At 73.5% G+C, this 14,822-nt stretch carries 14 protein-coding genes; 7 read left to right on the top strand and 7 right to left on the bottom strand.

The features are described 5' to 3' along the window. Window positions 1–27: 27 nt before the first annotated feature. The 3 genes from FXF68_RS42330 to FXF68_RS13985 form a co-directional block, all read right to left on the bottom strand. Complete coding sequence (locus FXF68_RS42330) at window positions 28–261, bottom strand: DUF397 domain-containing protein (RefSeq protein ID WP_187437919.1); 234 nt, start codon at window positions 259–261, stop codon at window positions 28–30. Window positions 262–405: 144 nt separating this feature from the next. Continuing rightward, entirely contained in the window at window positions 406–636 is a 231-nt protein-coding gene (locus FXF68_RS13990; protein ID WP_148759451.1) for a hypothetical protein, read from the bottom strand. Between the two features lie 163 nt (window positions 637–799). Continuing rightward, window positions 800–1,447, bottom strand: coding sequence for a TetR family transcriptional regulator (locus tag FXF68_RS13985; RefSeq protein ID WP_425458597.1), 648 nt, complete (start codon window positions 1,445–1,447; stop codon window positions 800–802). A gap of 238 nt (window positions 1,448–1,685) precedes the next feature. Between FXF68_RS13985 and FXF68_RS13980 the strand changes: the two genes are divergently transcribed. Together FXF68_RS13980 and FXF68_RS13975 are read left to right on the top strand one after the other, a co-directional pair. After that, window positions 1,686–2,873 (top strand): acyl-CoA dehydrogenase family protein, encoded by a 1,188-nt coding sequence (locus FXF68_RS13980; RefSeq protein ID WP_148759450.1) that lies wholly within the window; start codon window positions 1,686–1,688, stop codon window positions 2,871–2,873. Further along, window positions 2,873–4,045 carry an acyl-CoA dehydrogenase family protein gene (locus FXF68_RS13975; RefSeq protein WP_148759449.1) on the top strand — a complete coding sequence of 391 codons (1,173 nt, stop codon included), beginning with the start codon at window positions 2,873–2,875 and terminating at the stop codon, window positions 4,043–4,045. The genes FXF68_RS13980 and FXF68_RS13975 overlap by 1 nt, the downstream gene beginning before the upstream one ends. Here FXF68_RS13975 and gad read toward each other — a convergent pair. Then, the gene (gene gad, locus FXF68_RS13970) at window positions 3,981–5,477 is read right to left on the bottom strand and encodes a glutamate decarboxylase (protein ID WP_148759448.1); all 1,497 of its coding nucleotides are present in this window, start codon (window positions 5,475–5,477) and stop codon (window positions 3,981–3,983) included. The genes FXF68_RS13975 and gad overlap by 65 nt on opposite strands. Window positions 5,478–5,565: 88 nt before the next feature. Then, on the bottom strand, window positions 5,566–6,237 hold the full coding sequence (locus FXF68_RS13965; RefSeq protein ID WP_148759447.1) for a TetR family transcriptional regulator: 672 nt from the start codon (window positions 6,235–6,237) through the stop codon (window positions 5,566–5,568). Window positions 6,238–6,388: 151 nt separating this feature from the next. On the opposite strand from FXF68_RS13965, the gene FXF68_RS13960 reads away from it, so the two are divergent. Continuing rightward, entirely contained in the window at window positions 6,389–8,008 is a 1,620-nt protein-coding gene (locus FXF68_RS13960; RefSeq protein WP_148759446.1) for an MFS transporter, read from the top strand. A gap of 33 nt (window positions 8,009–8,041) precedes the next feature. Here the strand turns inward: FXF68_RS13960 and FXF68_RS13955 are convergent, their stop codons facing one another. Beyond that, a complete protein-coding gene (locus FXF68_RS13955) occupies window positions 8,042–9,289 on the bottom strand; it encodes an RNA polymerase sigma factor (protein WP_148759445.1) in 1,248 nt (415 codons plus the stop codon). A gap of 234 nt (window positions 9,290–9,523) precedes the next feature. Between FXF68_RS13955 and egtA the strand changes: the two genes are divergently transcribed. The 4 genes from egtA (at window position 9,524) to egtD (ending at window position 13,913) form a co-directional block, all read left to right on the top strand. Then, window positions 9,524–10,795 (top strand): ergothioneine biosynthesis glutamate--cysteine ligase EgtA, encoded by a 1,272-nt coding sequence (gene egtA / locus FXF68_RS13950; protein WP_148759444.1) that lies wholly within the window; start codon window positions 9,524–9,526, stop codon window positions 10,793–10,795. Further along, window positions 10,792–12,141 carry an ergothioneine biosynthesis protein EgtB gene (gene egtB, locus FXF68_RS13945; protein ID WP_148759443.1) on the top strand — a complete coding sequence of 450 codons (1,350 nt, stop codon included), beginning with the start codon at window positions 10,792–10,794 and terminating at the stop codon, window positions 12,139–12,141. Before egtA ends, egtB begins: the two co-directional genes overlap by 4 nt. Then, the gene (gene egtC, locus FXF68_RS13940) at window positions 12,142–12,876 is read left to right on the top strand and encodes an ergothioneine biosynthesis protein EgtC (RefSeq protein WP_148759442.1); all 735 of its coding nucleotides are present in this window, start codon (window positions 12,142–12,144) and stop codon (window positions 12,874–12,876) included. A gap of 80 nt (window positions 12,877–12,956) precedes the next feature. Then, on the top strand, window positions 12,957–13,913 hold the full coding sequence (egtD, locus tag FXF68_RS13935; RefSeq protein WP_246178674.1) for an L-histidine N(alpha)-methyltransferase: 957 nt from the start codon (window positions 12,957–12,959) through the stop codon (window positions 13,911–13,913). 18 nt (window positions 13,914–13,931) lie between these two features. Here the strand turns inward: egtD and FXF68_RS13930 are convergent, their stop codons facing one another. Continuing rightward, on the bottom strand, window positions 13,932–14,705 hold the full coding sequence (locus FXF68_RS13930; RefSeq protein WP_148759440.1) for an SGNH/GDSL hydrolase family protein: 774 nt from the start codon (window positions 14,703–14,705) through the stop codon (window positions 13,932–13,934). Window positions 14,706–14,822 lie beyond the last annotated feature (117 nt).

The following is a 14,822-nucleotide window of genomic DNA, read 5'->3' as shown; positions in this document are numbered from 1 at the left end:
TGGGTCGGGGGCGCGTTTTTGGGGAGGTCAGGGGGCTTCGGGGGGGTCTTCGAGGAGGTCGTCGAACTCGCCGTCCTTGACGCCGGCGATGAAGGCGTCCCACTCGGCCTCGGTGAAGTAGAGGATCGGGCCCTCGGGGTTCTTGGCGTCGCGCATCACGACGGCCCGCTCACCGAAGTCCTTGTGCTGGACGGGGACGTCCTTGCCATCGACGAACTCGATGATGACCCCGTCGCTGAGGATCGGTTCCTGCTCGGTCACTGGCACACCTTCTCGGTCCGGGCGGTTGTCGCGTCCAAGGCTAGTGCGGAAGGTGTGCGGGCCACATGGGAAAAGCACCCCGGCCGCCCAATTGGGGAGGGGCGACCGGGGCGGGCCTCATGGGCGGCTGAACCCGAGCGTGGACTAGCCCCAGCCGCTGTATGCGCGGCTCTCGACCAGGGTGCCGCCGAGCTTCGAGCCGGGCGACGCCTTCGGGCGCCTCTGAACGGCGTCCGCCGAGCGGGGGACGGGCGCCGGGCGCTTCGGCGCGGGCGGGCCGTAAGGGCCGTACGACCCCGCGTGGGCCGGGGTCACCGGCGCCACCGCGAGGCTGGACGCGGCCACGGTGCCCGACATGGTGCTTTCTCGTGCCATGCGGGCTCTCCAGGGGGTGGGGAGAAATGGGAGGGGATCACCCCGATGTTCGAAATAGTGGACCACCTGGGCGTCAACCGACAATCGATCGCACTCAAGTGGTTTTTCAGTGTGGATTCCGTTCGCATCGAACGGCCCTGAGCTGCGACGATGCGGGCGGCGATCAGGCGTCGATCAGTAGGCGCGCGGCGGAGATCTCCAGCCGCGCCTGGATCTCCTCGGCGGTGGCGTTGCCGCGCAGCATCTCGATCATCTCCATGGTCCAGATGCCCGCCAGCGCGCGGGCGACGAGGCGGCGCGGGTCGTCGGCGGGGACGCCCGCCGGGTCGCCGGTCGCGGCGGCGCGCAGCAGCAGCCCGGTCATCCGCTCGCCGAAGTCGGTCTTGACGTCGGAGAGGAGCAGCGACCGGATCAGCGCCTCGGCCAGCTCGGGCTCGCGCATCAGCCCGCGGGTCGCGCGCATCAGCACCTCGACGGCGCGCTGCGGCGGGTCGCCCGCGCGGGGCGGACGGCGGTCGATGCTGCCTTCGAGGAGGTCGAGCTCCTCGCTGACGACGGCGACGACCAGGTCCATCTTGGACGGGAAGTACCGGTAGAGCGTGCCGAGCGCGACCCCGGCCCGCTCGGACACGGTGCGCATCTGCATCGCCTCGATGCCGCCGCGCGACGCCAGCGCCGCCGCGGCCTGGACGATACGCTTGCGCCGCTGGTGCTGGCTGCGGGAGCGCACGCCCTGGCCGGGCGGGCCGGACGCTCCGCCCGCGGGCTGACTCCGGGTGTCGTCCCCGGTCGCCGTCGGCTCTGCGGTCACGGTCGGTCCCTTCTCCGCGGGCGCGGTCGCCCGGCGCGTCCCCCAAGGATACAACCCGGACGAGAACGCGTTATCTGATCCGCCGCCGCCATGGCGCGTCGCGCGTTCCGGTTTCCGTCAAGAACCCTGACTCGCTGGGTGAATCCCGGCGCACGCGCAAACGATCACGCCCCTGGACACTTACTAGAATCTGTTCTACTTTCAGTTCGGTGGGACGGTCCGGGAGGAGAGCGGCGCAGTGGACTTCAACCTCGACGAGACCCAGCGGGAGCTCCAGGGCCTCGCCGCGGGCGTGCTCGCCCGCGAGGCGGCGAGCGAGCGGCTGGAGGCGTTCGAGCGGGCCGGCGCCCCGTACGACGCCGCAGCCTGGCGGGCGCTCGCGGGGGCCGGGCTGCTCGGGGCCGTCCTGCCGGAGGACGCGGGCGGCGCGGGACTCGGCCCGGTCGAGCTGGCGGTCGTCCTGCGGGAGGCGGGCGCGCGGGTGGCCCCCGTCCCGCTGTACGCCTCGCTGGCGCTCGCGGGCGTCCCGCTCGGACGGCACGGCACCCCCGCGCAGCGCGCGCTGCTGGCCCCCTTGGCGGCGGGCGAGATCGTCCTGACCGGCGCGTACCGCGAGGTCGGCCCCACCGGACGGGTCGCGGCGACCGCGCGCCGCGACGGCGCGGGCTTCGTCCTCGACGGCGTGAAGACGTTCGTGCCGTACGCACGGGAGGCGGCCCGCATCCTCGTCCCGGCCCGCGTCGACGGGGCGGGCGTCGGCGTGTTCCTCGTCGAGCCCGCCGCCGCGACGATCACCCCGCAGCCGTCCGCGACGTCCGAGCCGCTGTCCAGGGTCGCGCTCGACGGCGTCCGGGTCGGCGCGGACGCCCTCCTCGGCGGCGGCGCGGACGGCGCCGCCTGGGACACGCTGCGCCGCACCGCCGTCGCCGGAGCGGTGGCCGTCGCGTCCGGCGTCATCGACGGCGCGCTGGAGCTGACCAAGGAGTACGTCAAGACGCGCGAGCAGTTCGGCCGGGCGCTCGCGCAGTTCCAGGCCGTCACGATGCAGATCGGCGACGTCTACATCGCCAAACGCGCCCTGGACGTGGCCGTCTGGGCGGGCGTGTGGCGCCTCGCCGAAGGCGCGCCCGACACCGACGAGGTCCTCGCCGTCGCCGCCTACAACGCCTGCGACCCCGTCGTGAAGGCCCTCTACACGTGCCAGCACCTGCACGGCGGCATCGGGCTGGACGTCACCTACCCGCTGCACCGCCACTTCGCCTGGGGCAAGCAGTACGCGCACCTGCTCGGCGGCGCGGACGACCCCCTCGACTCACTCGGCGACCTCCTCGCCGCCGAGGAGGCCCGACGACCGCAGCGGAGCGAGGATCGTCGGGCCGACAGGCCCGGGGGTCTCGGGGGCGTCCCCCAGAAAGGCAGGGCGTGATGTTCATCGACCTGAGCGTCGAGCAGAAGAAGCTCCGCGCCGAGTTGCGCGAGTACTTCGAGAACTGCCTCACCGAGGAGCAGCGCGCCGCCATCCTGGACGACCCGTTCGGCCCCGAGTACCTGGAGCACTGCAAGCGGCTCGGACGCGACGGCATGCTCGGCGTCGCGCTGCCCGTGGAGTACGGCGGCCGGGGCTACGGCCCGGTCGAGCAGACGATCTTCGCGAACGAGATCGCCCGCGCGGAGGTCACCTACCCGCTGATCACGCTGAACTCGGTCGCGCCGACGATCCTCCAGTACGGATCGGACGCCCACAAGGAGTTCTTCATCCCGCGCATCCTCGCGGGCGAGTGCCACTTCGCGGTCGGGTACAGCGAGCCGGGCGCGGGCACCGACCTCGCCGCGCTGCGCACCACCGCCGTCCGGGACGGCGGCCACTACGTCGTCAACGGCCAGAAGGTCTTCACGTCCGGCGCGCACACCAGCGACTACGTGTGGCTCGCCGCCCGCACCGACCCGGACGCGAAGAAGCACAAGGGCATCTCCATGTTCATCGTCGACTGCCGGGACCCCGGCTTCTCCTGGACGCCGATCACCACGATGGACGGCCGCCACCACACCAACGCGACGTACTTCCAGGACGTCCGCGTCCCGGCGGACATGCTGATCGGCGAGGAGAACAAGGGCTGGGACCTCATCGTCAACCAGCTCAACCACGAGCGGGTCACGCTCGGCCCGGCGGGCAACATCGGGCACGTGCACGTCCGGCTCGACCGCTGGGCCCGCGCCACCGAGGGCCCGGACGGGCGGCCGCTGATCGAGGAGCCCGCCGTCCGCCGCGCGGTCGCCCGCGTGTACGCCTACCTGCGCGTGAACGAGCTGCTCAACTGGCAGGTCGCGGCGAACCAGGACCTCGGCTGGCTGGGCGCGCCGGACGCGTCCGCCACCAAGGTCTACGCCTCGGAGCGGGTGCAGGAGGTCGGCCGGATCGTCGGCGACGTCCTCGCCCGGTTCGGCGACCCGGGCGACCCGGAGACCGCCCGGTTCGCCGAGGCCGCCGACCGGCTGGCGAAGGGCGCGCTCGTGCTGACGTTCGGCGGCGGCGTCAACGAGGTCCAGCGCGAGCTGATCGCGATGATCGGCCTCGGCCTCCCGCGCGCCCCTCGCTGACGTCCTTCTTCCCGCCGACCGGGGTCCGCTTCGGCTCGGTGCCGTGCGCGAAGCCCGCGTCCGCGGCCGCGTCGTGCCGCGGCTCGCGCTGCGCCTCCAGCCGGGGCACGACGCGGCGCAGGTCGTCCAGCAGCATGTCGGCGAGGTCGTGGCTGAACCCGTTGCGGACGACGACGCGCAGCACGTCGAGGTCGGTGCGGTTCGCGGGGAAGGTGTAGGCGGGGACGAGCCAGCCCCGCTCGCGCAGCGCCGCGGACACGTCGAACACGTTGAACGGTGCGTCGCCCTCCTTCACCCGGAACGCGAACACGGGGAGGTCGGCGCCGTCGGTGAGCAGCGCGAACGGGCCGAGCGTGCCGATCGCGGAGGCGAGCCGGACGGCGGTGTCCCGGCACGTCCGCTGGACGCGCTGATACCCGGCGAAGCCGAGCCGCAGGAAGTTGTAGTACTGCGCGACGACCTGCGCGCCGGGACGGGAGAAGTTCAGCGCGAACGTCGGCATGTCGCCGCCGAGGTAGTTCACGCGGAACACGAGGTCTTCGGGGAGGGCGCTCTCGTCCCGCCACACCGCCCAGCCGACGCCGGGCATGACCAGCCCGTACTTGTGCCCGGACGTGTTGACCGACGCGACGCGCGGCAGCCGGAAGTCCCAGCGCAGGTCGGGGTCGAGGAAGGGGGCGACCATCGCGCCGGACGCGCCGTCCACGTGGATCGGGACGTCGACGCCGGTCCGCCGCTCCAGGTCGTCGAGCGCCTCCGCGATCTCGGCGACCGGCTCGTAGCTGCCGTCGAACGTGGACCCGAGGACGGCGACGACCCCGATCGTGTTCTCGTCGCACAGCTCGACGGCCTCGCGCGCGCCGAGGTGGAACCGGTCGCCCTCCATCGGCACGTAACGGGGCTCGACCTCGAAGTAGTCGGCGAACTTCTCCCAGCAGATCTGGACGTTCACGCCCATGACGATGTTCGGCCGGTCGGCCGGCTCCCCGGCCGCGCGCCGCCGGTGCCGCCAGCGCCGCTTCAGCGCGAGCCCGCCGAGCATCGCCGCCTCGCTGGACCCGGTCGTCGAGCAGCCGACGGCGCGGCGCGGGTCGGGGGCGTGCCAGAGCCGGGCGAGCATGTGGACGCAGCGCAGCTCCAGCTCGGCCGTGCGCGGGTACTCGTCCTTGTCGATCATGTTCTTGGCGGCGCACTCGGCCATCAGCGTCCCCGCCTCGGGCTCCGCCCAGGTGGACACGAACGTGGCGAGGTTCAGCCGCGCGTTGCCGTCCAGCATCAGCTCGTCGTGGACGATCTGGTACGCCGTCCCCGGCTCCATCTCGCCGGCGGGCAGCGCGTAGCGGGGGACGGTCAGCGGCTCCCGGCTGAAGATCGGGTTGATCTCGAGGTCGTGGCCGCCGCGCCCGTCCCGCCGGGGATGTCTCGGTGGCATGCCCGCGTCCCCCCTCCGTGCGCTCGCTCGCGCAGGGAGTACCCGCGGCGGCGCGTCCCACACCGGGGGTCGCCGCAGGTCGGCGGGGTCAGGACGGGCCGCGCGCCGGACGGTTGAGGCCGTCCTCCAGGACGGCGAACGCCTGGTCGATGGTCTCCGAGAGCGAGCCGAACGCGTCCGGGTGGTGCCGGACGGCGTCGGCCGCCGCCTGGAACCCGCACGTCGCGGCGGCGGCGATGATGTGCGGCAGCAGCTCGGTCGCCGGGTCGAGGCCGAGCCGCTCGGCGATGACCTCGGTCATCAGGGCCTGCTTCTTGCGCGCGTGCTCCAGGCTGCGCGCCATCATGGCCGGGCTGTCGCTCGTCATCGTCAGCATGCACTCGAAGCGCTCGGTGTCGAAGCCGAGCTCGCCGCGCTCGCAGGCGCGGGCGATGCCGACGACCGTCCGGCGCAGCGCCGTCATGATCGGCTCGTCCGCCGGGCGCTCCCGCAGCGCCGTGAAGACGGCGCGCATCTGCTCCTCCTGGAAGGTGAGCGCGACGTCCTCCTTCGAGGAGAAGTAGCGGAAGAACGTGCGGGACGAGACGTCGACGGCGTCGGCGATCTCCTCGACGGTGGTGGCGTCGAACCCCTTCTCGGCGAAGAGGGCGAACGCCGCGTCGACGAGGGCCTCGCGGGTGCGCTGCTTCTTGCGCTCGCGCCGGCCCTGGGGCTGGGAACCGGGACAGGCTGCGCCGGTCTCGGGGGCGGTCGCGGTCATGTGCGAAGTGTAGCCACCCGCGGACCCCGAACCAAGCGTCAGCTACTGACCGATGTCGTGATATGAATCATGTCTCGCCGCGACTTTCGGCGGTTGACGCCAAGTGTCAGAGCATGACAGTTTGAGGCCCTGCCCACACCGGAGGTCCCACATGACTCAGTTCCAGGGCGCCGAGAGGATCGACTCCGGCGCCGTTCGCACACCGCCGCGCGACCAGCCGCGCGGGCGTCCGGCGAGGCGGGGCCACGGTCACCCCTGGCTCACGCTCGTCGCCGTCGCGCTCGGCGTGATGATGGTCGGCCTGGACGCGACCGTCGTGTCCATCGCCAACCCCGCGATCGCCCGCGACCTCGGCGCGAGCCTGTCCGGGCTCCAGTGGGTCACCAACGCCTACCTGCTGGCGCTCGCCGTCACGCTGATCCCCGCCGGGAAGATCGCCGACCGCTTCGGCCGGAAGCGGACGTTCCTCGCGGGCGTGGTCGGGTTCGCCGTCTCCTCGGTGCTGATCGGGCTGTCCGGCGGGCTCGGGATGGTCATCTTCTGGCGCGTCGTGCAGGGGTTCGCGGGGGCGCTCCTGCAGCCCGCCAGCCTCGCCATCCTGCGCAACACCTTCCCCGCCGAGCGGCTGAACGCGGCCATCGGCATCTGGGGCTCCACCGTCGGCATCTCGATCGCCGGCGGCCCGATCGTCGCCGGGCTCCTCGTCGAGAACGTCAACTGGGAGTCGGTCTTCTTCCTGAACGCGCCGCTCGGCGTCGTCGCGCTGCTCGTGGGCCTCTGGGTGATCCGCGAGTCCAAGGACGAGGACGCCGCGGGCTCGTTCGACCTGCCCGGCGTCGCGCTGCTCACCGGCGCGCTGTTCGCGCTGGTCTGGGGCCTGATCAAGGCGGGCGAGCACGGCTTCGGGGACGGCGTCCCGCTCGTCTCGTTCGCCGTGGCGGCCGTCCTGTTCGCCGCGTTCGTCGTGAACGAGCTGCGGGTGGAGCGTCCGCTGCTGCCGCTCGCGCTGTTCCGCTCGGTGTCGCTGTCGGCGGCGACCGGGCTCATCGTCCTCGGCTTCTTCGGCATGTTCGGGACGATCTTCTTCATCACCCTCTACCTGCAGCAGGTGCACGGCATGAGCCCGGTCGACGCGGGCGTCCGGATGCTCCCGATGACCGGCGTGTTCATCGTCGCGTCCCCGCTGGCGGGCGCGCTGACCAGCCGGTTCGGGCCGCGGCTGCCGCTCGTCCTCGGGATGGGGTTCACCGCGACCGCGATGTTCGGCCTGTCGCGGATCGGGGTGGACGCGCCCTACGTCCAGCTCTGGCCGTGGTTCGTGCTCGTCGGGCTGGCGTTCGGGATGGTGATCGTCGCGGGCACGGAGGCCATCGTCGGCAACGCGCCCGCGCACCTCGCCGGCGTCGCGGGCGGGCTCCAGCAGACGGCCGCGCAGGTCGGCGGCGTGCTCGGCACGTCGGTCCTGGGCGTGCTGCTGTCCACCAAGGTCGGGGACGTGCTGTTCGGACGCCTCACCGACGCCGGGGTGCCCGGTTCCACGGCGGAGCAGGTCGCCGGGCAGGGCGGGATCGTCTCGCAGGGCGTGGCGCCCGTCCCGCCGGGGTCGTCGCCCAAGACGGCCGACGCCATCACGACCGGCAGCCACCTCGCGTTCATGGACGGCTTCCAGAACGCGCTGACGGTCGCCGGCGCGGTCGCCGTGGTCGCGGTCCTCGCGGCGCTGCTCGTCCGGCGGGGGAGCACCCCGGTGGACGGCGCCGCCGCCGCGTGAGGCACCGCGTGAGGCGCCGTACGAGGCCGCCGGTCAGCCGCCCTGGCTCGTCTCGGGGGACGGGGTCGGGTTGGACGTCGGGCTCGGCGCCCCCGTCCCCGGCCCCTCCACCGGCGGGTCGGTGGGGGCGCCGGTCGGCGGCGTCGTCGGGTCGGTCGGCCCGCCCGTGGGCGGGGTCGACGGGTCGCCGGGGCTGGGCGGGGGCGTGGTCGGCGGCGTCGACGGGTCGCCGGGGTCGGTCGGCGCGCGCGACGGGTCCTTGCCGGGCGACGGGGAGCCGGACGGGTCGTCGGACGGGGACGGGACCGGCGACGGCGTCCTGTGCGGCGTCCCGCGCTCCTGCCGGGGATCGCCGAACACGACGCTCTTGGGCGGGTGCTCGGAGGCCCGCTCCGTCCCGGTGAGGCCCGGGCGCGGGTTCTCCAGGACGCCGTTCGTCCGCGTCGAGGCCGGGTTCGTATGGTCGGTGCTCGCCGTCGGCACCAGCGAGGCGGCCCCCTCGCCCTTCCCGGAGGTCGGCCAGGACGCGAGCAGCCCGACGACGGCGGCCGCGGCCGCGGCGAGCCCCGCCGCGGCGCCGAGGCCCTTCGACAGCGGACCGGCCGGCGCGTCGGGCCCGGAGCGGCCGGGCCGCCCCTGCTCGGAGCCGATCACGATGAGCGGGCTCGGCGCGGCGACGGTCGGCAGCGGCCGGCTCGCCTCGGCCTCGCACGCGGCGAGGACGCGGTGGCGCAGCTCGCGCGGCGCGCCGGAGGGCGCCCGGCGGGCGAGGAGCTGCGGCAGCCGCCCCTTCTCGAACGCGGAGATGAGGTCGAGGCGCGGCTCGGTCGTGCCGCGCATGAGGAAGTCGAGGACGGCCCGTTCGAGCCGCGTCCGGGCCGCGTTGAGGAGCTGGGCGACCGTGTCGGGCGCGATGCCGAGGACGAGCGCGATGTCGTGCGGTTCGAGCCATTCGCCCGCCCACAGGAGCAGGACCTCGCGGTGGTCGGAGCGCAGTCCGGCGGCGGCGCGCAGCAGCGGGTCCGAGGCCGCGAACAGGGGCTCCTCCCGCCGTCCCGCCGCGCGCCCGGCCGGGCCGGTGAACGCGCCGCGCTCGGCGCACGCGGACCGGGCCAGCGAGTACAGCCAGAGGACGCGGTCGCCGCGCGGCGGGTGGTGGACGGCGGCCGCGAAGGCGTCGCCGACGGCCGCGGGGGCGTCCCGGTCGCCGAGCAGCGACCAGCAGTAGGCGTACAGGCGGTCGGCATGGGCGTCGTACAGCGAGCTCATCTCCACGCCCATGTGGCCCTCCTCACAAATGGTGCATACCGCCGGACGACGGGACTCTAGCGCCTCCGGTTGATGTCTGAGAAGTCCGCGATTGGGCGAAACGTCGAATAGTACGGATGGTGATCGTTTCGGCAGCGGACGGTCACGTTCACGGAGATTTACGAAAGTTCATGAAATTTACCGGATTCCTGATCCGGTTCAGCAGGGAAGGACTCGAACCCGCTATCGGGTTTCGCGGGGGTGATCGTGACAAGGCTCACCGTAGACGACGTCTACCAGCACATTCGCGGGGTCTGCTTCAAGACAGGACCGCCCGGGACGGTCGGCGCCGAGACCGAATGGCTCGTTGTCGACACGTCCGATCCGACCGCGTACGTGTCCGGCGACCGGGTCCGGTCACTGGTCGCGGACGCCGGTCCGCCGACCGGCGGGAGCCGGGTGACCTACGAGCCGGGCGGCCAGATCGAGCTCAGCTCCGCGCCGTTCGCCGGGCTGGACGCGCTGCACGCGGCCCTCGGCCGGGACATCGCGCACGTGCGGGACGCGCTCGCGCCGGACGGGCTCGCGCTCGCCGGGCACGGCGTCGACCCCGTCCGGCGGCCGGTGTTCCAGGCCGAGCATCCGCGCTACGCGTGCATGCGCGACTACTTCCTCGCCAGCGGGTTCACGGACGCGGGCCTCGCGATGATGTGCTCGACGGCGTCCGTCCAGGTCAACCTGGACATCGGCGCCGACGGCAAGGACGCCGTCCGGCGCTGGCGGCGCGCGCACGCGCTCGGTCCGATGCTCGTCGCCGCGTTCGCGAACTCGCCGCTGCGCGCCGGGCGGCGGACCGGGTTGCGCTCGTCCAGGCAGGGCATCTGGACCGAGCTCGACCCGTGCCGCACGCTGCCCGTCCTGCGGGACGGCGACGACGGCGACCCCGCCGAGGCGTGGACGCGGTACGCGCTCGACGCCCGGGTCATGCTCGTCCACACCGCGACCGGCGAGTGGGTCTCCGACCCGGGCATGTCGTTCCTGGAGTGGCTCGCCAAGGGCGAGCCCGACGAGAAGGACCTGACCTATCACCTCACCACGCTGTTCCCGCCCGTCCGGCCACGGGGCTGGCTGGAGCTGCGGATGATCGACGCGCTGCCCGCCCGGTACTGGCCGGTTCCGGTGGCCGTGGCGACCGCGCTGCTGGACGACCCGGCCGCCGCGCGGATCGCCGAGGCCGCGACCGAGCCGGTCGCGCACCGCTGGGCGGAGGCCGCCCGGCAGGGGCTGTCCGAGCCGTGCCTCGCGGTCGCCGCGCGGGCCTGCTTCGCCGCGGCGGTCGACGCGCTGCCGCGGCTCGGCGCGTCCGGGCTCGTCCCGCTGGTGGACGAGTACGCCCGCCGGTACGTCGAGCGGGGACGCAGCCCCGCCGACGACGTCCCGTCCGCGCCGTCGCCGGCCCCGCCGGTGTCCACGCCCCTCTCCACGCCCGTGTCCACGCCGACCCCGTCCACCCCGACCGAGGAGGAGGACCCGACATGACCGCGACGAGCTTCCACGGCCCCCGCGCCGAGGACGACCTGAAGGAGCTGATCGCCGCCGAGCTCGGCGCGGTGCGGGACCGGAGCTTCGGCCTCACCACCGACGTCCTCGCCGAGCACGACCTGACCGCGCAGGTGTCGCCGCTGATGTCGCCGCTCGTGTGGGACCTCGCGCACGTCGGCAACTACGAGGAGCTGTGGCTGCTGCGCGAGGCCGCGGGCGTGGAGGCGATGCGCCCCGAGATCGACGACCTGTACGACGCGTTCGAGCATCCGCGCGCCGAGCGGCCGTCGCTGCCGCTGCTGTCGCCGGCGGAGGCGCGCTCGTACATCGCGACCGTCCGGGCCAAGGTGCTCGACTCGCTCGCGTCGGTGCGGTTCGACACGCCCGATCCCCTCACCGCGGACGGTTTCGTGTACCGGATGGTCGTGCAGCACGAGCACATGCACGACGAGACCATGCTCGCCACCCACCAACTCCGCAAGGGCGTCCCCGCCCTCCTCGACCCCTTGGCCGAAAACCTGGAAAAGGTCGCCGAGATATCCGGAGCGGACGAGGTTCTGATCGAAGCGGGCCCTTTCCAGATGGGCACTTCGGACGACCCGTGGGCGTACGACAACGAACGTCCGGCGCACATGGTCGACCTTCCCGCGTACTACATCGACGTGGAACCGGTGACCAACGCCGCCTACATCGCCTTCGTCGAATCCGGCGGATACGCCGACCCGCGCTGGTGGCACCCGGCCGGGTGGGAATGGCGCAACGCGAGCGGCAAACGCGCCCCCGCGTTCTGGTCGCGGGAAGGCAGGCAGTGGCTGCGGCGCCGGTTCGGCAGGACGGAGATCGTCCCGCCGGGCGAGCCCGTCCAGCACGTGTGCTGGTACGAGGCGGACGCCTACGCCCGGTGGGCGGGCAAGCGGCTGCCGACCGAGGCGGAGTGGGAGAAGGCCGCCCGCTGGGACCCGGCCGTCCAGCGGTCCCGCACGTACCCGTGGGGCGACGTCTACGAGGAGGGGCGCGCCAACCTCGGGCAGCGAAGGCTCCGCCCCGCCGAGGCGGGCTCGTACCCGGCGGGCGCGTCGGCGTACGGGGTGCGGCGGATGATCGGGGACGTGTGGGAGTGGACGTCGTCCGACTTCCACGGCTACCCGGGGTTCCGGTCGTTCCCTTACCGGGAGTATTCGGAGGTCTTCTTCGGTCCCGAGTACAAGGTGCTGCGCGGCGGCTCGTGGGCGACGCACCCGCTCGCCGTCCGCGGGTCGTTCCGAAACTGGGATTTCCCCATCAGGAGGCAGATCTTCGCGGGCTTCCGGTGTGCGCGCTCCGCGGACGGGGAGGGCCGCTGAATGTGCCGCCACATCGGCTACCTCGGGCCCGGCCGGACGCTGGAGTCGCTCGTCTTCGACGGCGAGCACTCCCTGGAGACGCAGGCGTACGCGCCGCGCATGACGCAGGGGAACCTGCTCAACGCGGACGGGTTCGGGGTCGGCTGGTACCAGGACGGACGTCCCGTCCGGTTCCGCCGGGCCCAGCCGCTCTGGACGGATCAGTCGTTCCGCGAGGTGGCGGGCGCCGTACGCGCGTCGTGCGCGGTCGCGGCGATCCGGTCGGCGACTGTCGGCTTCCCGGTGGACGAGTCGTGCGCCCAGCCGTTCCGCGCCGGGACGTGGCTGTTCAGCCACAACGGGAAGATCGAGGGCTACGACGGCGTCGAGGCCAAGCTCCGCGAGCTGGCCGGGGACGTGGCCGGGGTGCCGGACGCGCGCGCCCCGGTCGACTCCGCGCCGCTGTTCGCGCTCGCCGTCCGGCACTGGCGGGAGGGGCGTGCGCTCGGCGACGGCCTGGCGGCGGTGGTCGCCGCCGTCGCCGCGCTCGCGCCCGGCCGCTACAACCTGCTCGCCTCCGACGGGACGTCCCTGGCGGCCACGACGTGGGGCGACTCGCTGTTCGTCCGGGAGGGCGGCGGCGAGATCCGGATCGCGTCCGAGCCGCTGGACGACGGCCCGGAATGGCGGCTCGTGCCCGACCGCTCGCTCGTCACGGCCGCGCTCGCGTCCGGCGTCTCCATCGCCCCGCTCTGAAACCGACCCGCTCTGAAACCGGCCGGCTCTCCGAAGCCGACCCGCTCCGAAGTCCTGAACCCGCCTTGAAGGAGAACCACGTGGACCGGTTCCTGACCGCCGACGACCTCGCCAAGACGCTCCGCCGCGACGTCCGCGAGGGGTTGGCGGGGACGCCGAAGACCCTGCCGCCCAAGTGGTTCTACGACGAGCGCGGCAGCGAGCTCTTCGAGAAGATCACGAAGCTGGAGGAGTACTACCCGACCCGCCGGGAGCGGGAGATCCTCGCCGCGCGGGCGCCCGCGATCGCCGCGGCGACCGGGGCCCGCACCCTCGTGGAGCTCGGCGCCGGGTCGGGCGAGAAGACCCGGCTGCTGCTCGACGCGCTGTCCGGGACGCTGCGCGGCTACGTCCCGGTGGACGTGAGCGGCGAGTTCCTGGAGGAGGCCGCCGCCGGGATCGCGGCCGACCATCCGGGCCTCACCGTCCGGACCGTCGTCGCCGACTACGAGCAGCACCTGCACCTGCTGCCCGGCGGCGAGCGGCGGCTGATCGCGTTCCTCGGCGGGACGATCGGCAACATGCCGCCCGCCGACCGCGTCGGGTTCCTCGGCGGCCTGCGCGCCACCATGGGCGACGGCGACTTCCTCCTGCTCGGCGCCGACCTCGTCAAGGACACGGGGCGGCTCGTCCGCGCCTACGACGACGAGGCCGGGGTCACCGCGGAGTTCAACCGGAACGTCCTGCGGGTCATCAACCGGGAGCTGGACGCCGACTTCGACCCGGACGCCTTCGAGCACGTCGCCGTCTGGGACGAGGACCAGGAGTGGATCGAGATGCGGCTGCGGTCCGTCCGCGACCAGGACGTGCGCGTCCGCGGGCTGGACCTCGCGGTGTCGTTCGCGGCGGGAGAGGAGATGCGCACCGAGGTCTCCGCCAAGTTCCGGCGGGAGCGGCTGGAGGCGGAGCTCGACGCGGCCGGGCTGCGGCTCGCCGAGTTCTGGACGGACGCGGCGGGCGACTTCTCCCTCAGCCTCGCCCGCCCGGCGGGAGCCTAGCCGGGGCTTAGCCGGGACTCAGTCCTTCCGGACGGGGTGGTCGAGCCCCAGCCGCTTGAGGTCGGCGGCGAGGCGGGTCGCCAGGTACCGGTGGCCCGCCTCGTTCGGATGGGTGCGGTCGCGCTTGATGAACTGCGCGGCGTTGCCGGTGCCGGCCGGCCGGTCGCCGGTGATCCACCGCTCGCCGATCGGGTCGACGAACGGGATGCCGAGCTGCCCGGCGAGGTTCTTCAGCGCGCCCTGGACGGCGACCGCGCCCGGCGGCGGGGTGTCGTTCCCCCACAGCGGTCCGACGAGCAGGATGTGGGTGCCGGGCCAGCGCTGCCGGGCGCGTTCGAGCAGCAGGTGCGCCGCCGCCGCGACCTGCGGCGCCGGGTACCGCCAGTCGTTGTGGCCGCCGGACACGATCAGCATGTCCGGCGCGGGCCGCCAGCCGAGCTGGTTCTCGAAGTGCCCGAGGAAGGAGTGCGGTCCGCCGCCCCGCGCGACGAACCCGGTGCCGCCGCGCCCGCCCACGACGACCTGCCAGCCGAGCAGCCGCCCGGTCGCCGACGCGTACGTCGTCTCCGGCCCGACGCCCCGGTCGCCGACCGTGTAGCTGTCCCCGAGGAACATCACCACGGACGGGCTCCGGCGCGGCTCGGGCGCGGCGGCGCGTCCCGGGCCGTCCGCCGCGGCCGACCGGTGGACCTGCCCGCCGAACGCGGAGCAGCCGGTCGCGGACGCGGCCGCCACCAGGCCCAGGCACAGCGCGAGGATCGCCGCGCCGCGGCGGGCGCGGCGAGATGTCATCGAGGGACCACCTAATCGTCGAGGACCGCGGAGGTCTCGGAGGGTCACGGGCATCTTACTGATCCGGAGCGCGGCGGGGGGCGAGTCGCTCGGTGTCGTGGCGGTACGGGCGGATGC

Source organism: Actinomadura decatromicini, assembly GCF_008121305.1.
Taxonomy (GTDB): Bacteria; Actinomycetota; Actinomycetes; order Streptosporangiales; family Streptosporangiaceae; genus Spirillospora; species Spirillospora syzygii.
The sequence above is the reverse complement of the archived record's forward strand: the minus strand, read 5'-3'. Positions and strand labels throughout refer to the sequence as shown.